Below are 21779 nucleotides of genomic sequence, written 5' to 3'. Positions count from 1 at the left end.
GCAATGGCGCACACATCTCCCTCACGCACCGACGTGAATCGCACGGCGATCCTGGCCCACCTCGGCGGCCAGGGGCCGGCCTCGCGTGCCGACCTGGCCAGGATGCTCGGCGTCTCGCCCGCTCTCGTCACTCAACTCACCCGCGATCTGCTCGCCGAAGGGCTCATCGAGGAACTCGACACCTCCTCCACGCAAAGCGGCGGCCGGCCGGCCAGGATGCTCGGGGTCGTCGCCCGCACCGCCTGCGCGATCGGCGTCAAGGTCGTCGCAGACCATGTCGCTTTCGTCGAGGTCGGCATCGACGGCTCCGTGCTGCGATCGGCCACCGAGCCGTTCGACGCGATGTCGCCACTCGCGACCTCGGCGCTCATAGACCTCGCTCGCACGTTCATCGAGCAGGGCGGGGACAACCGGCTGCTCGGCATCGGCGTCGGTATCCCTGGCACCGTCGACGAGCAGGGAATTGGTGTGGTCGACTCCACACAGCTGCGCTGGAACCAGGTTCCGCTCGGCGCATCCCTCCGCCGGGCGCTCGACCTTCCGGTCGTCGTCGAGAACAACGTGAACGCGCTCAGCGTGGCCGAGCGCCTGTTCGGGCAGGGACGCGACTGCGCAGACTTCCTCGTCGTCACGATCGGCACCGGCGTCGGTGCCGGCATAGTCTCCGGCGGCTCCATCCTTCGCGGGCGCGCGGGCGGCGCGGGCGACATCGGCCACATCCCCGTCGCCGATGGCGGACCGCTCTGCCAGTGCGGCAACGTCGGTTGCCTCGAGGCGTTCATCGGGGAGAGCGCCCTGGTCGCAGCCGCCGTGCAGGCCGGCGCGGTGCCGGCGAGTGCAAGCATCCGGGAGGTGCGCGAAGCGGCCAACGCCGGAGACGCCGCTGCCGTTCAAGTCTTCGCGGAGGCGGGTCGCCTGCTCGGCCGCACGCTCGCCGGCGTCGTCAACATGCTCGACCCCGAACTCGTCGTGCTCCTCGGCGAGGGCGTCGAGGCGTGGGAGCACTGGGCATCGGCCTTCGAGCCGTCGCTTCGCGCATCCCTCGTTCCGGGCAAGAGGGGCGTCGAGGTGGCCGTCGAGACCTGGCAGGACGACCGGTGGGCGCAGGGCGCGGCGGCACTCGTGCTCGCGACGCCGTTCGACACGCACGGGGTCGCGGGTGAGCAGGGGCGCTTGATGCGCGAACGGCTGGTGTCGAGCGCCGGAGTGCGGCCATGACCGTGTCAGGACTCCGCCCGGTCACTGGCGCTCCCCGCACTCCGACGCGCACACCGCCGTCGCCGGCCGGTACTCGCCCCAGCCGGCGCACCGGCAGAAAGCGCCTCAGCTATTTCCTCATCGTCGCCGTCTTCCTGCTGCCGAGCCTGATCCCGCTGCTCGCGTTCACAATCGGGCCCATGATCGCCGCCGCGTGGACGAGCTTCCACGAGTGGAACCTGATCGGGCCGATGAAATGGGTCGGCTTCGACAACTACGCGGCACTCGTCTCCGACCCCGGCACGCAGCAGGCTTTCCTCCACACCCTCTACTACATCGTCGGCTACCTCCCGATCGTCTACGTCGGCGGACTGGCGCTCGCTCTGGCCCTCAACAGCCGGATCAAGGGCCGAGCGTTTCTGCGCGGCGTGTACTTCCTCCCCGTGGTCACGAGCTGGGTGGTCGTGGCGCTGGTCTGGCGCTGGCTGCTCAACCCGAGCGTCGGCGTTGTCAACTGGGCGCTTTCGCTGGTCGGGATCGACGGGCCGGGCTGGTGGGCTGACCCGGCCTGGTCGATGCCGTCGATCATCCTCGCGTCGGCGTGGAAGGATCTCGGCTTCGTCATGGTGATCCTCCTCGCCGGTCTGCAGACCATCAACCCCGACCTGTACGAAGCCGCCGAGATCGACGGAGCGGGCTGGTGGCGTCGCCTGTTCAGCATCACCCTCCCGATGCTCTCCCCGTCCACGTTCTTCGTGATCGTGCTCTCGCTCATCAACGGTTTCCAGGTGTTCGACCAGGTGTTCGTGATGACGGGCGGCGGCCCCAACAACTCGAGTCGGGTTGTCGTGCAGGAGGTCTATGACCTGACGTTCCGCTACGGACAGGCGGGTATGGCGTCCGCGCTGTCTTGGCTGCTGTTCATCGTGATCCTGATCGTCACGCTCATCCAGTTCCTCGGCCAGAAGAAGTGGGTGAACTATGCGTAACCCGGTCGCGAAGATCTCGCTCTACACCGCCGTCATCCTCGGTGCGCTCGTCATGGTATTCCCCTTCGTCTGGACGATCGTCACCTCGATCAGCCCGGGCGCGAGCCTCACCAGCACGCCCAAGCTCATCCCGGACAACCCCTCGTTCGCGCCTTACGTCGAGCTGTTCCAGCGGGTGCCGTTCGGGCAGGTGATCCTCAACAGCGTGCTCATCGCCGTGGTGAGCACCCTCTTCCAGCTGGTCACCAGTTCGATGGCCGCCTACGTGTTCGCCCGGATGCCATTTCGCGGCCGTGGCGCCATCTTCGTGCTCTACCTGGCGACGATGATGATCCCGTTCCAGGTGCTCATCGTCCCGCTGTTCGTGGAGATGAAGTCGCTCGGCCTCATCAACACGTACGCGGGCGCCATCCTCCCGACCATCGCTTCGGCATTCGGGGTGTTCCTGCTCCGGCAGGCGATCAGCACGGTCCCCTACGAACTCGACCAGGCGGCGACACTGGACGGGGCAGGCCACTTCCGGGTGTTCTTCCAGATCGTGCTCCCCCTTGTGCGCCCGGCTCTCGCCACCCTCGCGGTCTTCGGCTTCCTCAACACCTGGAACAGCTTCCTCTGGCCGCTCATCATTCTGCGCGACCCGTTGATGCAGACGCTTCCCGTCGCGCTGACCAGCCTGCAAGGACAGTTCTCAACCCAGTGGGACGTGCTCATGGCCGGATCGGTCGTCAGCATCATCCCGATGTTCGCGCTCTACGTCTTCGCCCAGAAATACATCGTCCAGGGCGTCGCAGGCACCGGCTTGAAGTAGCCCGCGCTCCCCACCACATCCACCCGTCACCGCAGCAGCAATCGCACCATCCGTATCAAAGGAGATAGGCAAACACATGAACAAGAAACTCGCCGCGACCGCAGCACTCGCGGTCGCAGCCCTCGCCACCGTCGGGATGAGCGGATGCAGCGCATCCGGCTCCGACGGAGGAAAGACGACCATCACATACTCGAACTTCATCTCGAACGGCGGCAATGAGAAGAACCTCGCCACCATCGTGAGCGCGTTCGAGAAGGCGAATCCGGAGATCACCGTGAAGGTGTCGACCACCGACTACGCCAACTACTTCACCAAGCTGCAGACCGACCTCTCGGCCGGCACGCAGTCCGACGTGTTCGACGTCGACCTCGGCAGCTACGCCAACCTGGCGGCCGACGGAGTGCTCGCCCCGCTCGACGGGGTGGACTCCGCGGCGTATCGCACCTCGGTGCTCGACACATACAAGACCGACGGCAAGCAGTACGGCCTGCCGACGTCGTTCTCCAACGTGGTGCTGTTCTACAACAAGGACCTCTTCGACAAAGCGGGCATCGCGTACCCGACCGACTCGTGGAGCTGGGCCGATGAGGAGGCGGCCGCGAAGAAGCTGACCGACAAGGGAGCCGGCGTCTGGGGCGACTACCAGCCGATCACCTACAACGAGTACTACAAGACTGTGCAGCAGGCGGGTGGCTCGTTCCTGACGAAGGACGGCAAGAAGTCCGACTTCGACTCCGACGAGGGGAAGACGGCCGCCGACTGGCTCGCGGGCAAGAGCGGCGTGACCATGCCTTCCGCCGCAGACGGAGCAGGCACACCCGACTTCGACTCCAACCTGTTCAAGTCGGGCAAACTCGCCATGTGGCACACGGGCATCTGGATGTTCAGCACCCTCGGGACGCTTCCGTTCGGCTGGGATGTCGCGGTCGAGCCCGGTGACACGGAGAAGGCGAGCGCCACGTTCTCCAACGCGGCCGCCGTATCCAACGACTCCAAGCACAAGGATGCCGCGCAGAAGTTCGCGACCTACCTGTCCAGCTCGAAGACGATGGTGGATGTTCGGCTCAAGGCAGGCTGGGAGCTTCCCGCGATCTCTGACGAGTCCCTGCTGAAGCCGTACCTCACGGCCGGAACGCCGGCGAACCGCAAGGCCGTGTTCGACTCGCTCGAGCACATCGCCACCGCCCCGAACCTCGGCTCGAACTCGCAGAAGGTCCAGGACGACGTGACGAACGCGCTCGGCGAGATCGCGGCAGGCCGGTCGAAGACCGCCGACACGATCCCGACGACCGCGAAGCAGGTCGACGCGCTCCTCAAGTAGGACCGCGCACCACCCGTGGCCCGGCCGGGCACCCCCCCCCGGGACCGGCCGGACCACGCAACTTGCGATTCACGCATCCGAAACTCCATCCAGAAAGGCCGTCGTGCCCATCACCACCACCCCGCCGGTTCAGCTCGCTCGCATCGCAGAGCTCGCCTCATTCGGTCACCGGCTGATCGAGGTGTTGCAGACGCCCGAGGGCGCATACCCGGCGAGCCCGACCTTTTCCGCGTACGCCGGCTACTGCTGGTTTCGTGACGGCTCATTCATCGCCGACGGGATGTCCGCCTACGGCGACGAACGCTCGGCAACCGCGTTCTTCGGCTGGTGCGCGGGGGTGCTGACGTCGCGTGCCGATCACATCGACTGGATCGTCGACGAGACCCGCGCCGGCCGGCCACCGAGCGGGGACCGCATGCTGCCCGCGCGGTTCACCTACGACGGCCAAGACGGCACGGACGAGTGGTGGGACTTTCAGCTCGACGGGTACGGCACGTGGCTCTGGGCTCTCGTAGCCCACGCCGCCCGGCACGGACTCGACCTCGCGCCCTGGCAGAAGGCGGCCGAGCTGACGGTCGACTATCTCGTCTGCTCCTGGGCCCGCCCCTGCTACGACTGGTGGGAGGAGCACAGCGAGCACGTGCACGTGTCAACGCTTGCGTGTGTCTCGGCCGGTCTGAGCGCGGCGGTGAGGGCGGGGCTGATCACCGGCACGCGCGCCGACGAAGCCATCGCCGCATCCCGGGCGATCGGCGGCGTCATCGCCGACCGCGGCGTGCGTGACGGCCACCTCACCAAATGGCTCGACGTCGCAACGGTCGACGGCAGCCTCGCTGCGGCCGTCGCCCCGCTCGGAGTGGTGGACGCACGGTCGCCACTCGCCGCAGCCACTGTCGACGCGCTCGAGCGACAGCTCACCGTCGAACGCGGCGTGCACCGCTACCTCGGCGACACGTTCTACGGCGGTGGCCAGTGGCCCATTCTCAGCTGCTTCCTCGGTCTCGCACACACCGCGGCCGGCAACGCCGAGCGTGCCGCGGAGCTGCTCGATTGGGTTGCCTCAACCGCGACGCCTGCCCTCGAACTCCCCGAGCAGGTCGATGGCCATTTGATCGCGCCCGGCATGCGCCAGGAGTGGATCGACCGGTGGGGCACCGTCGCCACCCCACTCCTGTGGAGCCACGCCATGCTCATCCGCCTCGCCGTCGAACTCGACTCCGCACGCACGCTCGACTCTCAGCCCCTCTCGGAAGGACCGACCCGATGATCCGCCACCGCCCCTCCGGCTCCGGCCACCCGTACTCCGTCGACACCGAGCAGCGCTCGCCGGTCGTGCCCGAGGCGGGAGCCACCGCGGTGCTCGGCGTGCGTGCGAGCGGAACCGTGGAGACAGTGACGGCCGAATTCGAGTGGCGTCCGGAGGCGGGAACCATCGAGACGCAGAGCCTCCCCCTCGCCCGCGTAGCCAGTTCCTCGCGCGGACGCACAGAGGACGGCGGCCATCTCGCCTCCGCCCAGGCCCGGCTCGCGCGCGCGGTCGGCGGCTGGCAGGTCGAGACGCCGGAACTGCGTTTCGGCGGCACCTACCGCTACCGCTTCACCGCGGGCCACACCGACGGACGCACCGAGCGCACCCGCTGGTTCACCTTCCGGGCCGCCCGGTGGCAGCCCGTCGAGGCCGGTGTCGCAGCTACCGGCGCATCCCGAATCGTCCCCGGCTCGGTCTCGGTGCTCCACGACGGTGAGCGGGCCAGGCGCATCCGCTTCGCCGTGCCCCTCGCCGACGGCGAGCACGTCACCGGATTCGGTGAACGCTACGACGCCCTCGACCACCGCGGCGCGCAGCTCGACTCCGTGGTGTTCGAGCAGTACAAGAACCAGGGCGCAGAGCGTAAGACGTATCTGCCCATGCCGTTCGCCCACGTCGTCGGCGGCGACGGATGGGGTTTTCACGTAAGGACGTCGCGCCGCGTGTGGTTCGACATCGGCGCGTCCACTCCGTCGGAGCTGCAGGTGGAGGCGGAGGTCGATGCGCCATACGATGCGGCCGGAGCGGACCTGCTCACCGTCGCGTTCTTCGACGGCTCACCGACCGACGTTCTGCGCGGCTTCCTCGCCCAAGCGAGCTCGCCGACGGAACTGCCCGACTGGGTGTTCCGGCTGTGGGCGAGCGGCAACGAGTGGAACACGCAGGCCGAGGTCATACGCCAGGTCGACCTGCACCGCGAGCACGACATCCCCGTCGGCTCCGTGGTGATCGAGGCGTGGAGCGACGAGAGCACCTTCACGGCGTTCCGGGATGCACGCGCCGCTGTGACAGAAGACGGCGCACCGCACCGCCTTGCCGACTTCGAGTTTCCGGCCGACGGCGCCTGGCCCGACCCTAAGGCGATGACGGACGAACTGCACGCCAGGGACATCCGCTTGCACCTGTGGCAGATTCCCCTGATCAAGATGCGCCCCCACCCCCGCGACCAGGTCGCCGCCGACGCGGCCGCCGCAATCCGCGAGAACGTCCTCATCCTGGAGGAGGCGCCCGATGGCAGTCTGCGCCCCTACCGCAACCGCGGTTGGTGGTTCCCGCTCGGGCTGATGCCAGACCTCACCGACGAGCGCGCTGCCCACTGGTGGACCGAGAAGCGCCGCTACCTGGTCGAGGAGATCGACGTCGACGGCTTCAAGACCGACGGTGGTGAGCACGCCTGGGGCAGCGACCTGGTCTATCTCGACTGCAGGCGCGGCGACGAGAAGAACAACACCTTCCCGGTCGCGTACGCTGCCGCCTACGGCGACCTGCTCCGCTCGGCGGGCAAGGCGCCCGTCACGTTCAGCCGTGCCGGGTTCACGGGTTCGCAGGCGCACGGAGCGTTCTGGGCCGGCGACGAGAACTCCACCTGGGAAGCGTTCCGTTGGTCGATGGTCGCCGGTCTTTCCGCGGCGGCCAGCGGCATCGTCTACTGGGGCTGGGATCTTGCCGGTTTCTCCGGTGACGTGCCGAGCGCCGAGCTGTTCCTCCGCTCCTCGGCGGCGGCGACGTTCGTGCCGATCATGCAGTACCACTCCGAGTTCAACCATCACCGCACGCCGTCGCGCGACCGCACCCCGTGGAACATCCAGGAGCGTTCGGGCGATGACCGGGTCATCCCGATCTTCCGCCGATACGCGCAACTTCGCGAACGGCTCGTGCCTTATCTCGCAGAGCAGGCCGCGATTACCATCGCGACCGCGCGACCGCTCATGCGCCCCCTCTACTTCGACCACCCGGCCGATCCCGCGGTCTGGTCGACGGAGCCGCAGTGGATGCTCGGAGACGATCTGCTCATCGCCCCCGTCCTCTCCGAGGGTGCGACGACCTGGCCGGTCTACCTGCCGGCCGGCGCCTGGGTGGATGCGTGGACCGGCGAACAGTTCGACGGCGGCACGACGGTCACCGTGGACGTTCCGCTCGACACGATCCCGGTCTTCGTGCGACGGTCTGCCGCCGAGAGGATGCTGCCACTGTTCTAGCGGAGCACAGCGTCGATCGCCGCACGCGTCTCGGTTTGGCCGGTCAACCAGCAGGAGGTCGAGTCCCATAAGGACAGCGCAGACGATGTGAAGAGGGATCAGAGCGCCGAGAGTCGGCGAGCAAACGGACCGCGCGCGAGCAGCCGTGCCGGTACGTTTTGCTGGCAAGCGATTGCATGCCTGCTCGTCCCAATACCGGCTGTGCCGCGAACCCGGCACCCGGCACCGGCACCGATCAGCGGCGAGAGCGAAGCACTAGTCAAACGAACTCATGAGAGCGGCGCGTACTTCGGGCAAGGCGAGCGATTCTGCGCGACACCACCGCGCGAATCGTGTAGCCGTCATCACCGGCGGTAAACCTGCAAAGTCCATCCCCGACGCGCGCAGAACCCACCCGACCTTGCGTCGACGATTCGCGAGTAGCGTCCCCCACACAACCAGCTCTGCCACCAGGAGGGGAAATACCAGGCCATTTGCGACCGATAACGCCTCCTGGAGGCTACCCGACGAAATTGCGCGAAGAACGCCAATCGGCCACGAAACCACAATGGTGACAAACAGCACGAGAAGCGGTGCGTGCGCTCGTGCCAACCAGCGCGCGCAACCATTCCCCACCAGCGGAGTCCACACGCCGACGATTCTGTTCACTGCTGACCACCTTGCGTTTGAAACCACCATGCGGAAGCGCCTTACCTGGCAATCAACGTAAACGCACGAGGGCGATGACTATGTTGCTTTTCGATATCTCCTCTTTCGAGCACCACTCCCGGAATCGTGACGTGCTGAGGAGAGCCGGACGCGACGTCGGCTTCAGACCAGCATGCTCGAGTTCCTGACGCGAGGATGCGCGGACTCTGTATAGCGCGATTGCCCAAGCAAAGGCGAGCGCGAAGAGCAACATATTCAGGATCCCGGTCGCAAAACCGAGCCACTCTCTGGTCGGGCCCATGCTCAGGGCGTGTGCGGCTCCAACAACCCAATAGAAGGGGAGCACGCAAAGTGCAAGTTTCGGTGCAACAAACGTCTTCGCTATTCTGCTTGCGAAATAGTCACCCACAATCGGCGCCCACCGTGCACGTATCCAGTTACGCGAAAAGCGTGACGAGCTAGTCGCTTTCATCGGCGCTTCTACTTCCCATCTTCAATACCTGCATCGTCTTAGAGAATCGCAACGCTCTTTCCAGCCGCCTGACCGCGGTCGGGTGCCTGAGCTCAAGCCGGACACCAGTGGGCTGGGCGCTCTAGGGAAATGCATCCCCGACTTCATAGCCCGCGAACGTTTCGGCGTCTACGACAACGTTTCGTTCACCGCGAGCCGTGTCGATGCGAAGTATGCGAGATTCCGGGATGACGTGCATGGGAAGGAGGGAGATGGCGCCGATCTCGCCAGCGCCGATGGTTCCCTGTTCTGGCGCGATCCGTTTGCCCGCCACGCGCCCGTGGATGTCTGAGATGTCGATCGCATTTCTGCGAAGTGTTTCCATTCGCCAAATCATCAATGCCGAGAACACCGCGAACACGACGAACAAGACGAGCACGAGTCGCTAGCCCCTCCCGAGGGAGAGGATGCACAACGGCGGCGGCGCTTCTGGGGCGGAGTGGCAATTCCGGCAATGAGGAGCGGAAGCGCGAGCCACAATCTGGTCGCGTTTCCGAAACACGAAAGCAGGAAGGCAAGATTGCGCACGGCCAGAATCCACGACCATGGGCCCTTGCGGCGAAGCCAACGCGCAATCAACAGGGGCAGGACAACCCACAATACCAAGGCGACTATGTGGCCTGCCCGCGAACGTTGCCGTGAAAATCGCGTCTGTAACGGCCGTAGGAGCATTGCCTTTGGCAATAAGCGTTGCGTTGTAGCGGTCGGCAAGTGCCGACCAGTCACTCGACAGCATCGAGATAACCTCGACAGCGGCGTTCCCAGCGGCGAAAAGTATGAGTAACGATCGAGATAACATCAGGCGCCGTCTTATGCTGGTTTCACTCTGGCCGGGTCGCATACTGCGATTCTTCACAGCATTCCTCCGGCAGGTGTCTGCCCATAAACCGTCCACGTGCCGGTTACTTATCCCAAGGCCCGAACGATAGTTGGAGCCGTGCTCGTTAACAGCGTGAATATTGGCTTCAACCAAGGATCGCTTTGACTAGTAGGGACACCCCAAGAATTGCTGACAGACATCCAAGCCACGCCATTAGGCACGGTGTTGAACGTTTAGCTGCAGGGTAATTCGACCCGAACCTTGCCTCGATATTGCGCCGATTGTGCCTCGCAATAGCCTCTCTAAACATAACGCTGGCCGCGCCCGCCAGCAAGGCGACACAGCCCGCTATGAGCATCAAAAGATTCATCGAGTCTCCAATTACCAATACCACATGATGAGTCCACTGCAGCCGGCTCCGGCTCCGGTGGTGATACCTACATCTGGACTCTGTCGCCCTTCCCAATCACGTGAATAGGATGCGTACGCGCCCACACCATCCGCGGCCCAACACCCTACCGAGACGCCAAGGCCGCTAAGGCCCCCAGTGCTCGCTCCCGCTGATATCGACGCCCCCGCTCCGACGGCAGGCCCGATTCCGAATCCATCTGAACCGATCTGGACACACAGAAGCACGCCGCAATACATTCCGGTCATTCCTGCGTGTTCTCCTACCCATTTGAGGAAGGGATCCCACGTTCGCGCCTGTGGGGTATCGAAGAAATTCGCCCATGTTTTGTCCCAGTTGGGGCCGACGTTCTTCCACGTTTTGTTCCAATTGATGACCATCGAATCCCACTGAGAATGTTTTGCAGACTCAAGGTTCTTGTCATTGGGCCCCTTGGGCTTGGGATCGGCCTTCTTGGGCACGTACGGCGGTGCGGGCGGCGGCATCGTGACATTGTTGTATGCCTGCACGGGCGGGGCGCCGCAGCCGAGAGGGAGGGCATCCCCCGGCCCACGCTTTGCGCACAAGTTCCCGAGAACGTCGATGTAGGTCGTCGGGTTGTTGCCGACATAGGCGTAGCGGGCGAGCGTTTGCGGGCTGGCCAGCAGCCCGCGGTACGTGTCCGGCGCCGTCCAAGTCGCGGCGGAGGGATCGTAGCTGCGGGCGTAGTAGTGGTTCAGGCCCTGCGTGGCGTCGCTCGCTTCGCCGGTGTAGCCCTCGGGAGACGACCAGCCGTCGGTGGCGAACTCTTGCACACCCCAGTCGGAGTAGGAGGCGAGCTGGGTGATCGAAGAACCGGTGGCGCCGGCGACGGTGGAGCCGAGGCCGTCGAGGAGATCCCAGGTCGCGACGCCTGCGCCGGTGACGTGTGCGGCGAGGTTGCCTGCGGCGTCGCGCACCAGAGTGGTCGTTCCGTGGCGGTCATCCGACTGCTGGACGGGGGCGAGCCCGGCGGAGACCGTGCGCGTGGTGCTGGAACCGTACTCGGTGGTGTCAGTGCTGGAAGCCTGGCGACCGAGACCGTCATAGGCGTAAGTCGTGCTGCGGCCGTTCCGGTCGACCGAGGTGGTGCGGCCGGTCGGGTCGTAGCTGAAGCTGGTTCCGGTTCCGCCGACCGACTGGGCGGTGCGGTTGCCTGCGCCGTCGTAGCCGTAGCTGGCGATGCCCGCGTTCGCACCCGTGGTGTCGGTGCGGGTGAGCTGGTTCGCGTTGCTGAACGACGCCGACTGGGTGAAGTCGCTCGAGGCCGTTCCGGTTCGCTTCCAGCTCGTGCGGTTGCCGGCGGCGTCATAACCGTAGCTGTTCTTCTCGCCGGTCGAATTCGTGGACGCGGTCAAGCGGTCGAGGGCGTCGTATTTATAGGCCATCGACCGCGTCGTGGCCTTCGGCGCGGCCGGAGCGACCGAAGTATCCGCCGGAGCCGCATCCGTTGACGTCGGAAGGCCGACGATCGCGGGTTCCATGATGGTGCGGTCGGCCCGGGTGACACTGCCGTCGGCGTTGTAGGCGTACCTGTACTCGAGCGAGCCGCCATCTGGCACGGGGTTCGCCGGCACCGGCAGGGTGCGGTCGCCGAGGTAGGCGTTCGTCATCTTGCACTGCTTGTTCGCCCCGGCGCCCGGGTTGCTGCGCTCGCCCAGGTAGGCGGCGACCGTGGTGCAGCCGTTCGCTTGCCTCGACACGACCGGCAGCGGGGTCGGAGTCGCGGTCGGCTCCACGTCCGTCGGCTCAGGCGTCTGATGCAGGATGCTCGTGACCCGATCTGTGGAATCGTAACCGTACGAGGTGGTCACGCCCGTGGAGCGGGCGAGCTCGGTCAGGTTCGACGCCGCATCCCAACCGTAGGTGAGAGCACCCCACGGCGAACTCTGCGAGGTGACCCGGCCCGCCTTGTCATAGGTGTAGCCCAACGTCTGCCCGGTGGGCAGCTTCAGGGAGGTGAGCTGGCTGGCTTTGTCGAAGGTGGAGCTGAGACGGCCACCGGCCTGGTCGATCTGAGTGGTCTGGCGCCCGTTCTTGTCGTAGATGAATCCCGTGGTGCCGGTGGGGTCGACCATCGCTATGAGGTTCTGATTGCGGTCGTATTCGAACGTTGCCGCCTGACCGGCCAGATCCTGCCGGGTGAGGTCGCCCCTCTTGTCATAGGTGAGGCGGGTGGTCTGGCCTGCCCCGTTGGTGACGGATGCGGCGCGCCCGGACGCGGTGTACGAGTAGCGGGTCGTGTTGCCCACGGCGTTCGTCTCCGTCAGCGGCCGGCCGGCCTTGTCGAACGTGTACGCGGTGGCGTGACCGTTCGGGTCGGTGACCGTCGTGAGATTCCCGTCCTTGTCGTAACCGTATGCAGTGGTTACATTGACGGCGGCCGAGGGTTTCGCATCCTTCAAGAAGCCTTCCGTCGCAGTTGTGAGCTGAGCGGCCCGATCGTAGGAGTAGCGCGTGACATGCCCCAAAGCGTTGCTGCTATCCCCTGCACAACTTATGAGAGGGGTAGAACACCCATTTCATAACGCGTATTTTGGTATACGTTCTGGGCGAGGGTCAGCGCAGCACCGCGCCGATCCTGCCCGAGTCGCCTATCCGCCACCGTTCGCCGATCTCCGCTCCGTTCCTCACACTCGTGCGACGATGAGCAGCGTGACGGAGACTTCCAACTCGACAGCGAGCAAGGCCGGATACGACGCGATCGCGGAAGGCTACGCCGAGTTCAACGAGTCGAGCCTGCTCAACGAGTACTACAACCGTCCAGCGCTGCGGCAGCTGGCGGGCGATGTGAGCGGCCGTCGCATCCTCGACGCCGCCTGCGGTTCGGGGCCGGTCTTCGCCGACCTGCGAAACGCAGGTGCGGTCGTCACCGGTTTCGACTCCAGCGCGGGAATGCTCGAACAAGCACGCCTCCGACTCGGTCAAGAAGCGGACCTGTTGCTCGCTGACCTCGGGGAGACGCTCCCATTCGCCGACGACGCCTTCGACGATGTGGTGGTCTCTCAGGCGCTGCATTACCTGAAGGACTGGGCATCGACCCTGCGTGAGTTCCGACGCGTGTTGAGGCCGGGTGGGAGGCTGATCGTGTCGGAGGAGCATCCTGCTGCCGTCTTCCTCGGTGACCGGCTCGGTGGCGGTTCGTCCGAGTACTTCGGCGTGCGTTCCCGGACCGAAGTGTGGGATCTCGGCGGCGAGAGGGCCGAGCTGACGTTCTGGGACAGGCCCCTCCACGCGATGACGGACGCCTTCACCGAGGCAGGATTTCGTATCACTACGATCAGCGAGCCGGCTCCGTCGCCTGCGGCCTACGAGCGCTTCCCGGAGGAATTCGAGGGGCGCCCGAGCGGTCGCTTTCTGGCGTTCATCCTGTTCGTTCTAGAGGTCGCGTAGCGCCCCATTGCGTCACGTTCGACCGCGCCTGTGCGTGATGGCGGTGGGCGCTCTGTCCACCATCGCCGGGCTGTCTCGTCAGCGACCGCGCCCGGTCTTCTCCTGCAGCCGGTCGATCTCTTCGGAGGCCCGCGCCTTGGTGAGGTCGGCGGGAAGCTCCTCGCCCGCCTCCCGTGCCAGGGTGTCCAGGTAGCTGGCCTGCGCACCGGTCATCGGCTCGTCGCCCGTCACCCACTCGCTCGGATCTTTGCTGGCCGGGTTACTGGGATCGGGCGCTGCACCGCCCAGCACCTCGCTGTCGTCGGCGACAGAGTCGCCACCGCCGCCGCCGGCCGCTCCGTCGAGTCCCGGCTCCGCGTTCTCCCCCAGCCGCCCGACCGCGGATGCGTCCGGGGCCGCACCGCCGACGCTCGATTGAGCGTCCTCTCCCGGCATCGCCGCGGACACGTCGGGCACCTGCTCGTCTCGTCGTTCGTCGCTCATGGCCGGGACGGTACGCCCGAACGGCGGCACGTGCGACCCCGCCTCAGCGAACTCCACGCATCAGCTTCAGCACCCAGGGACTGATGAGCGCGAGCACCACGCCGATCACGATGGCGATGCCCCCGATTATGCCGAAGTAGATGCCTTCGGTGTCGGGCGTGTAGAGCTTGGCGAGCTGCCCAGCCACCGCCGTGCCGAGCGCGACCGACAGGAAGTAGAGCGCCACCATCTGCGCACGGAATGCGTGTGGCGCGAGTTTCGTCGTCGCCGAGAGCCCGACCGGCGAGATGAGCAGTTCGGCGACCGTGAACACGAACAGGATGCCCACCATCGCGAGCAGCGGCGTGCTGTTCTCGCCGCCACCGGCCCAGATCAGGAACAGGAGGAAGGCCAGACCCATCACCACGGTTCCCGCGGCGAACTTGAGCGGGGTCGACGGCTGTTTGTCGCCCCACTTCGTCCAGATCGCCGCGAAGACGCCCGACAGAATGATGATGAAGATCGGGTTGATCGACTGCACCCACGACACCGGGAACATCCACCCGAACAGGTCTCGGTTGAGGCGCTCGTCGGAGTAGATCGTCAGCACCGTGAACTGCTGCTGGTACAGAGACCAGAACGCCGCGTTGACGACGAACAGGGGGATGAACGCGAGCACCCGGCTGCGCTCGGTGGCGCCGACGAGCTTCGAACCGAGGATCACCACGAAGTAGGCGATGGTCGCCACGATCACCACTCCGATGACGATCAGTGCGAGGTTCTTCGCCGTGATCACTCCGGTGAGCACCAGTACGACGATGACGACCACAGCGGCGACCGCGATCCAGATCACCCTGGCGCGCTTCGACGCGGGCAACGGATTGGGCACCTCGTGCGCTTCGGCGGGAAGACGCTTGCGGCCCAGCGAGTACTGGATGAGGCCGAACGTCATACCGACCGCCGCAAGACCGAAGCCCCAGTGGAACCCCAACGTGGTCTGCAGGAGGCCGGTCAGCAGCGGCCCGAAGAACCCGCCGAGGTTGATGCCGAGATAGAACAGCGAGAAGCCCGCATCCCGCCGGCTGTCATGCTCGTCGTAGAGCGTGCCGACGATGCGGGTGGCGTTCGCTTTCAGACCGCCGCTGCCGATGGCGATGAAGATCAGGCCCGCGATGACCCCCGACACACCCGGCAGCACCGCAAGCGAAAGGTGGCCCGCCACGATGACGACGGCACTCCAGAACAGCACTCTTTCCGACCCGAACATCCGGTCGGCCAGCCAGGCGCCGAGGATCGTCGACAGGTACACCGCCCCGCCGTACGCGCCCACGATGCCGGCCGCTGTGGCCTGGTCGATGCCCAGGCCGCCCTTCGACGCGGAGTAGTAGAGGTAGATGAGCAGGATCCCCTGCATCCCGTAGAACGAGAACCGCTCCCACATCTCCACGCCGAAGATGTTCGCGAGCGACCGCGGCTGACCGAAGAACGTCTTGCCCGCGTCGGCGGATTCCGGCGGTTGCTTTTGCGATGTTGTATTGCTCATGTGAGACATGCTCCCACCGCGCCGCGACGAAACGCAGTGATTCAGCAGAATTGGGCGGATGCGGGCTTCGGGTCGCCGCGCATCCGCCCGCTGTCAGCGGTGTCGGGTCACCGGGCGGACAGGTCTTGCAGCACGGCGGCCAGCTGGTCGACGGCCCAGTCGAGGTCGGCGGGGTCGACGACGATCGGGGGCGCGAGCCTGATGGTGGAGCCGTGCGTGTCTTTGGCGAGCAGCCCGCGTTCGAGCAGGAGCTCGCACGCCTCGCGTCCGGTGGCCAGGGTCGGATCGATGTCGATCCCCGCCCAGAGCCCGGCGCCCCGCACCGCGAGCACGCCGTGGCCGATCAAGCGCTCGAGTCCCGCGTGCAGGCGCTGCCCGAGCAGTCGGGCGCGCTCCTGCGGCTCACCGGATGCGAGCATCGCGACCACAGCGCTGCCCACCGCGGCGGCCAGCGGGTTGCCGCCGAACGTCGACCCGTGCTCACCCGGCTGCAGCACGCCGAGCACATCGGCGTTGCCGACCACGGCCGACACTGGGACGATTCCGCCGCCCAGCGCCTTGCCGAGCAGGTACAGGTCGGGAACGACACCGACCAGATCGCACGCGAACGTGGCGCCGGTGCGCCCGAGACCCGACTGGATCTCGTCGGCGATGAAGAGCACGCGGTGTTCGTCGCAGAGCGCACGCACGGCCGGCAGGAAATCCGCCGGCGGCACCAGGATGCCCGCCTCGCCCTGGATCGGCTCGACCAGCACGGCGACCGTGTCGTCATCGATGGCGGCGGCGAGCGCGTCGGCGTCGCCGTACGGCACCGTGCGGAAGCCGGGCGTGAAGGGCCCGAAACCGTCGCGTGCCGTCGGGTCGTCGGAGAAGCTGACGATGGTGGTGGTGCGCCCGTGGAAGTTTCCTGCCATCACGATGATGTTCGCTCGGCCGTCGGGCACGCCCTTGACGCGGTAACCCCAGGCGCGGGCGACCTTGATGCCCGATTCGACGGCCTCGGCTCCGGTGTTCATCGGCAGCACCATGTCTTTGCCCGCGAGCGCCGCGAGCGCCTCGACGAACGGGCCCAGCTGGTCGTTGTGGAAGGCGCGGCTGGTCAGCGTGAGCCGGTCGAGCTGCGCGCGGGCCGCATCCAGCAACACCGGGTTGGAGTGCCCGAAGTTGACCGCGGAGTATGCGGCCAGGCAGTCGAGGTAGCGGCGCCCGTCGATGTCGGTGACCCAGGCACCGTTCCCTTCCGCCACCACCACGGGCAGCGGGTGGTAGTTGTGCGCGGCGTGCGCCTCCTCGCGCTCGATGGCCTCCGCCTGACGCGGGGTGGGAGCTGCGGACTCGGCGTGGATGCGGTGTGCGACCGTGTCGACGCTCAGGGTGTCGTTCGTCATGGGCTGTCCTTTCACCGTCGCAGCTCGAGGGTGCAGCATTTCACTCCGCCGCCGCCGAGCAGGAGTTCGGAGAGGTCGACGCCGATCGGGTTGTATCCGTGTTCGCGTAACTGGCGCTCGAAGTCGGTGGCGCGCGAGGCGATGACCACGTTGTAGCCGTCGGAGAAGGAGTTGAGACCGAGCACGGATGCGTCTTCGTCGTTCACGAGGATGGCGTCGGGGTAGCGTTCCCGCAGCACGGCGAGGCTCGGCTCGTCGAACGCGCCGGGGAGGTAGGCGATGTGCTCGCGGCCCGGTGTGCTGTCGAGCACGGAGAGCGCGGTGTCGAGGTGATAGAAGTTCGGGTCGACGAGCGAGAGGCTCACCACGTCGCGCCCGGAGATGCGGGCCAGCTCGGCGTGACTGGCGGTGGCGCTTCGAAAACCGGTTCCGGCGAGGATCGTGTCGCCGACCAGCAGGAAGTCGCCCTCCCCTTCGTTGATGTTCTCCGGCACGGCCACCTCGAACCCCTCGGCCCTGAACCAGTCCATGTAGGCGGGGCCCTCGGGCTGTCGCTCCGCGTAGGTGAAGCTCGCGCCGTAGGCGATGTTGTCGATGACGAATCCGCCGTTGGCCGCGTAGACCATGTCGGGCAGACCGGGGATCGGATCGATGAGCTGCACGTCGAATCCGAGGTCGGTGTAGACGCGGCGCAACTGCTCCCACTGCCGAACGGCGAGGGCGGTGTCGGTCGGGGACTGCGGATCCATCCACGGGTTGATCCGGTAGACGACCGTGAAGTGCTCGGGGCGGCACATGAGCACCGACCGTGCGGTGCCGGTGCGTTCCGGGCGCTGCACGCGTGGCTCCGCACCCTCGTGAATCATCGACATGCAGCAAGTTTCACACACGATTGTGTGCGGATATCGGCTGATTCGCGCAAGGAATCGCCAGAGTTCGGCGATTCACGCAGCGAAACGTCGCGCAGGATCTATGCGTCATCCTCGGTGTGCACGCAACGATCCACCGTATGCTTGCGCTGTGGACAACCTCGATCGCAGCATCCTCGACCTGCTCCGACAGAACGCGCGCGCCGGCTACGGCGACATCGGCTCCGTGGTGGGGCTGTCCGCCTCGGCCGTGAAGCGCCGCGTCGACCGCCTGGTGGCCGACGGCGTCATCCGCGGATTCACGATCCAGGTCGACCCCACGATCGACGGCATGAGCACAGAGGCGTACGTCGAGCTGTTCTGCCGTGGAACGGTCGCGCCCGACGAGCTGCTGCGAATCCTGTCTGCCGTGCCCGAAGTGGTCGACGCCGGAACCGTCACCGGAAGCGCCGACGCGATCGTGCACATCCGTTCGCGCGACATCCCCAGCCTCGAAGCGGCACTGGAGCGCGTGCGTCTGGCCCCGAACGTCGACCACACGCGCAGTGCGATCGTGCTCTCGCGGCTCATCCACCGCGGCCGCGACTGACGCCAGGGTCCGCGCGCCGTCGTTCTGTTCGCGCCGTCGCTTTTGTTCAAGCCAACGGCCCGGGATGCGGGCAGGCTGGAACCATGACCGAGACAGCAGAAGCGACGACGACGGTCGCGGCAGCACCAGACGCCGTGTGGCACGCCATCACCGACCCGGAGTCCATCGCGAAATACCTCTACGGCACCCGGGTCGAGACCGATTGGCGGCAGGGCAGCCCGATCGTCTACCGCGGCGAATGGGAGGGCAAGCCGTATGAAGACAAGGGCGTCATCCTGGAGATCACACCGCCGACCCGACTCGTCACGTCGTACTACAGCCCGCTCAGCGGTAAACCGGATGAGCCCGCCAGCTACCAGAACGTGACGTACGCGATCGCGGCCGACGGGGAGGGCAGCCGCGTCACGATCACCCAGGACGGCTGCGCCGACAGCGCTGAGGCCGAGCGGATGTCCGCCAACTGGGCCGCGACACTCGACGGCCTCAAAGGCGTCGTCGAAGCGGGGTGACCGGCACGCTTCGCTCCGGGCCGGCCGCGGGACTGTGAGAACCCACAGCATCCCCGGTCGCCGAAGCCGCGCATATCGAGCACCACCACGGCAAAGGGTGGCACGATGAACGCATGAAACTGCTGGTTGTCGAAGACGATCCCGACATGGGCGGCCTCGTCGAGCGCGGTCTGAGCGCCGAAGGCTACGACGTGACGCTGGTCACGAACGGTGTCGACGCCCTCATCGCTCTTCGCGGAGACGTGTTCTCCGCCGCCGCCATCGACGTGATGCTGCCCGGGATGAGCGGCTTCGAGCTGTGCCGCCACGTGCGCGAGGCGGGCAACCCGATGCCGATCCTGCTGCTGACCGCACGCGACGCCATCGAAGACCGGGTGCACGGTCTCGACTCGGGCGCCGACGACTACCTCACCAAGCCGTTCGCTTTCGCCGAACTGGCGGCCCGCATCCGGGCACTGCTGCGCCGCGAGCCGAGCGGGATGCGCCCGCAGGTCACCGTCGGCCGGCTCACCATCGACTCGCACGAGCACCGCGCGCTCATCGCCGGCACCGAGATGCCGCTCAGCCGCCGGGAGTTCACCCTGCTGCGCCTGTTCGCGACCAACCCCGACAAGACGCTCTCGCGCTCCGACATCCTCGAGACGGTCTGGGGAACGAGCGAGAACATCGGCACGAACGTGATCGACCAGTACGTGTCGTATCTGCGAAAGAAGCTCGAATCGGCGGGCGCAGGGCTGGCGATCATCACAGAGCGCGGCCGCGGCTACCGGCTCGACGCGAGAAACGCGCAAGCCGCCCCGAGTGCCGAGGCCGCGAGCAGCCCAGCGACTTCGTGACGGCGCGACCGTGAACTGGGTGCGCCGGCTCTCGATCACGGCCCGCATCACCCTCGGGAGTCTGATCGTGGCCGCCCTGTTCGGGTTGGTCGCCGTCGAGGTCGTGCGCCTCGGCGTTGCCTCGATTCTGCACAACGCGACGGTCACTCTCCTCAACAGCGACGTCGCGACGCCCGCCCAGGCGCTGAAGACCGACCCGGCCGGGCCGTTCTCGCTGCCCGGGGGCGGTCAAGAGCTGGCGATCGTCGGCGAACACGGCCGCGTGCTCGGCTCGACGCTGCCCAGCGCGCTGGAACGCCGCGTGCCAGAACTGCTCGACCTCGGTGCCGAGCCGGCCGCCTTCCAGACCGGCGACGAGCGGTACCTCGTGCTCGTGCGCAGCGTGCCGACGAAGGATGGAACGGTCTTCGTGATCGCCGCCCGCAACGAAGAGACGACCGACCTCATCCTCGACCGGCTGACCGTCGCGCTCGCCCTAGGAGCGACCGTGCTCGTTCTCGGGTTCGGTGGAGCGTCGTGGCTGCTGGCCCGTGCGGCGCTTCGCCCGGTGAGCCGGATGCGCGAGCAGGCGCAGCGCATCGCCGACGTCTCCTCGACCGGCCTCCTCCCCGTCGGCCCGGCCCGCGACGAGCTGGCGGAGCTCGCGACCACCCTCAACGGCCTGATCGTGCGGCTGCGCGCCTCCGCCGACCGTGAGCGTCAGATGGTGTCGGATGCGAGCCACGAACTGCGCACCCCGCTCGCCGTCGTGCGTGGGCAGCTCGAGCTGGCCGAACTCGACGCGGGAGACGCGGATGCGCTGCTCGCGGCCATCCGCTCGGCGCACGCGACGACCATCCGGCTCGGTCAGCTCGCGAACAACCTGCTTGCGCTCTCGCGCATCGAGGCCGGCCCCTCCAGCGGACGAACCGACTGGCGCACCCTCACCGACGAGCTCGCCGACGCGATCGATCGCGCCCGGCTGCTCGCCCCGTCGTCCGACGACGAGAGCGGCGCGCCCGACATCTCCATCGACTTCGACTACCGTCCCAAAGATCGGCCGGCGACCGGGCGGTCGGTGGCGCTGTCGGTCACGGATTTCGGGCGCATCCTCGACAACCTCATCGGCAACGCGGTGACCGCGCTGAGCGCAGCACCCGAATCCGCTGCCGACCGCGCGGTCACCGCGGAACTCACCGCGACCGACGCCGAAGCGATCCTCACCGTGCACGACACCGGGCCCGGGATGCCCGCCGACTTCATCCCCGTGGCCCTCGACCGTTTCACGCGCGCCGAAGCGTCGCGCACCGGGCACTCGGGCGGCGGACTCGGGCTCGCCATCGTCGCCGCCCTCGCCGGATCGGCGGGCGGCAGCGTCGTGCTGGCGAACGCCGAAGACGGCGGACTCGTCGCGACCGTCGTGCTCCCGTTCAGCGAAACCGCCCCGAACGCCCCAACTGCGCCGACCGCCCCGAACGCCGATGGAGAAGAATGACACCGCAGCCTTCCGCGTCGCTTCCCACCTTTCTCACCGGAGGGCTCGACGCCGCATCCTCCGTCCCGCCGTTCGAGCAGCTGAAGCGGCTCATCACCGACGCCGCGAGCTCCGGCGACGCCGGCGTCGGCACTCGCCTGCCGCCAGTACGGGCGCTCGCGGATGCGCTGTCCCTCGCCCCCAACACCGTCGCGCGCGCGTACCGCGAACTGGAGGCGGACGGCGTGGTCGAGACCCGCGGCCGCGCCGGCACCTTCATCGCTTCGCGCGACGCCACCGAGCGGGCGGCGGCCGCCGCGGCCACCGCGTTCGCCGAGCGCATGGCCGACCTCGGCCTCGGCGCCGACGCCGCGCTCGCCCTCGCGCGCACCGCCCTCGCCGCGCATCCGCCCCGCTGACGCCCCGTTGACCCCCCCTCTGCAATCGAGTACAGGAAGAATGCTCTCGAACCGGCTATTTGAGAGCGTTCTTCCTGTACTCGATTGCAG

At 66.9% G+C, this 21779-nt stretch carries 18 protein-coding genes; 12 read left to right on the top strand and 6 right to left on the bottom strand.

Annotation, left to right across the window (positions count from 1 at the left end; all coding sequences use genetic code 11):
* The first annotated feature begins 3 nt into the window (after window positions 1-3).
* The 6 genes from ACFVWR_RS12300 (at window position 4) to ACFVWR_RS12275 (ending at window position 7822) form a co-directional block, all read left to right on the top strand.
* Entirely contained in the window at window positions 4-1218 is a 1215-nt protein-coding gene (locus ACFVWR_RS12300; protein ID WP_387212083.1) for an ROK family protein, read from the top strand.
* Window positions 1215-2186 carry a carbohydrate ABC transporter permease gene (locus ACFVWR_RS12295; protein WP_387212080.1) on the top strand — a complete coding sequence of 324 codons (972 nt, stop codon included), beginning with the start codon at window positions 1215-1217 and terminating at the stop codon, window positions 2184-2186. Before ACFVWR_RS12300 ends, ACFVWR_RS12295 begins: the two co-directional genes overlap by 4 nt.
* Window positions 2179-2994, top strand: a complete 816-nt coding sequence (locus ACFVWR_RS12290; RefSeq protein ID WP_387212076.1) for a carbohydrate ABC transporter permease — start codon at window positions 2179-2181, stop codon at window positions 2992-2994. The genes ACFVWR_RS12295 and ACFVWR_RS12290 overlap by 8 nt, the downstream gene beginning before the upstream one ends.
* Window positions 2995-3070: 76 nt before the next feature.
* Window positions 3071-4315, top strand: coding sequence for an ABC transporter substrate-binding protein (locus ACFVWR_RS12285; RefSeq protein ID WP_387212073.1), 1245 nt, complete (start codon window positions 3071-3073; stop codon window positions 4313-4315).
* A 103-nt stretch (window positions 4316-4418) separates the two neighbouring features.
* Complete coding sequence (locus tag ACFVWR_RS12280; protein WP_387212070.1) at window positions 4419-5582, top strand: glycoside hydrolase family 15 protein; 1164 nt, start codon at window positions 4419-4421, stop codon at window positions 5580-5582.
* Complete coding sequence (locus ACFVWR_RS12275) at window positions 5579-7822, top strand: TIM-barrel domain-containing protein (protein ID WP_387212067.1); 2244 nt, start codon at window positions 5579-5581, stop codon at window positions 7820-7822. Before ACFVWR_RS12280 ends, ACFVWR_RS12275 begins: the two co-directional genes overlap by 4 nt.
* 1241 nt (window positions 7823-9063) lie before the next feature.
* On the opposite strand, the gene ACFVWR_RS12270 is transcribed toward ACFVWR_RS12275, so the two are convergent.
* Both ACFVWR_RS12270 and ACFVWR_RS12265 read right to left on the bottom strand, forming a co-directional pair.
* Window positions 9064-9360 carry a hypothetical protein gene (locus tag ACFVWR_RS12270; RefSeq protein WP_387212064.1) on the bottom strand — a complete coding sequence of 99 codons (297 nt, stop codon included), beginning with the start codon at window positions 9358-9360 and terminating at the stop codon, window positions 9064-9066.
* An 822-nt stretch (window positions 9361-10182) separates the two neighbouring features.
* Complete coding sequence (locus tag ACFVWR_RS12265; protein ID WP_387212061.1) at window positions 10183-12633, bottom strand: RHS repeat-associated core domain-containing protein; 2451 nt, start codon at window positions 12631-12633, stop codon at window positions 10183-10185.
* A 250-nt stretch (window positions 12634-12883) separates the two neighbouring features.
* Here ACFVWR_RS12265 and ACFVWR_RS12260 point away from each other — a divergent pair, with 250 nt between their 5' ends.
* The gene (locus ACFVWR_RS12260) at window positions 12884-13621 is read left to right on the top strand and encodes a class I SAM-dependent methyltransferase (RefSeq protein ID WP_387212058.1); all 738 of its coding nucleotides are present in this window, start codon (window positions 12884-12886) and stop codon (window positions 13619-13621) included.
* Window positions 13622-13699: 78 nt separating this feature from the next.
* On the opposite strand, the gene ACFVWR_RS12255 is transcribed toward ACFVWR_RS12260, so the two are convergent.
* From ACFVWR_RS12255 to ddaH, 4 genes are all read right to left on the bottom strand, one after another.
* Entirely contained in the window at window positions 13700-13912 is a 213-nt protein-coding gene (locus ACFVWR_RS12255) for a DUF3072 domain-containing protein (RefSeq protein WP_387212118.1), read from the bottom strand.
* 235 nt (window positions 13913-14147) lie between these two features.
* On the bottom strand, window positions 14148-15626 hold the full coding sequence (locus tag ACFVWR_RS12250) for a peptide MFS transporter (RefSeq protein WP_387212055.1): 1479 nt from the start codon (window positions 15624-15626) through the stop codon (window positions 14148-14150).
* A 107-nt stretch (window positions 15627-15733) separates the two neighbouring features.
* On the bottom strand, window positions 15734-17014 hold the full coding sequence (gene rocD / locus ACFVWR_RS12245) for an ornithine--oxo-acid transaminase (protein WP_387212052.1): 1281 nt from the start codon (window positions 17012-17014) through the stop codon (window positions 15734-15736).
* An 11-nt stretch (window positions 17015-17025) separates the two neighbouring features.
* Complete coding sequence (ddaH, locus tag ACFVWR_RS12240; RefSeq protein WP_387212049.1) at window positions 17026-17886, bottom strand: dimethylargininase; 861 nt, start codon at window positions 17884-17886, stop codon at window positions 17026-17028.
* Window positions 17887-18034: 148 nt separating this feature from the next.
* On the opposite strand from ddaH, the gene ACFVWR_RS12235 reads away from it, so the two are divergent.
* The 5 genes from ACFVWR_RS12235 (at window position 18035) to ACFVWR_RS12215 (ending at window position 21689) form a co-directional block, all read left to right on the top strand.
* Window positions 18035-18472 (top strand): Lrp/AsnC family transcriptional regulator, encoded by a 438-nt coding sequence (locus tag ACFVWR_RS12235; protein ID WP_387212046.1) that lies wholly within the window; start codon window positions 18035-18037, stop codon window positions 18470-18472.
* Window positions 18473-18555: 83 nt separating this feature from the next.
* A complete protein-coding gene (locus tag ACFVWR_RS12230; RefSeq protein ID WP_387212042.1) occupies window positions 18556-18981 on the top strand; it encodes an SRPBCC domain-containing protein in 426 nt (141 codons plus the stop codon).
* A gap of 113 nt (window positions 18982-19094) precedes the next feature.
* Window positions 19095-19817 (top strand): response regulator transcription factor, encoded by a 723-nt coding sequence (locus ACFVWR_RS12225; RefSeq protein WP_387212039.1) that lies wholly within the window; start codon window positions 19095-19097, stop codon window positions 19815-19817.
* Window positions 19783-21291 carry an ATP-binding protein gene (locus ACFVWR_RS12220; RefSeq protein WP_387212036.1) on the top strand — a complete coding sequence of 503 codons (1509 nt, stop codon included), beginning with the start codon at window positions 19783-19785 and terminating at the stop codon, window positions 21289-21291. The genes ACFVWR_RS12225 and ACFVWR_RS12220 overlap by 35 nt, the downstream gene beginning before the upstream one ends.
* A complete protein-coding gene (locus ACFVWR_RS12215; RefSeq protein WP_387212033.1) occupies window positions 21288-21689 on the top strand; it encodes a GntR family transcriptional regulator in 402 nt (133 codons plus the stop codon). Before ACFVWR_RS12220 ends, ACFVWR_RS12215 begins: the two co-directional genes overlap by 4 nt.
* Window positions 21690-21779: the final 90 nt, after the last annotated feature.

The sequence above is a fragment of the Leifsonia sp. NPDC058292 genome (assembly GCF_042880955.1).
Taxonomy (GTDB): domain Bacteria; phylum Actinomycetota; class Actinomycetes; order Actinomycetales; family Microbacteriaceae; genus Leifsonia.
Note: the sequence above shows the minus strand (reverse complement) of the source record. Positions and strands in the feature narration are given on the sequence as shown.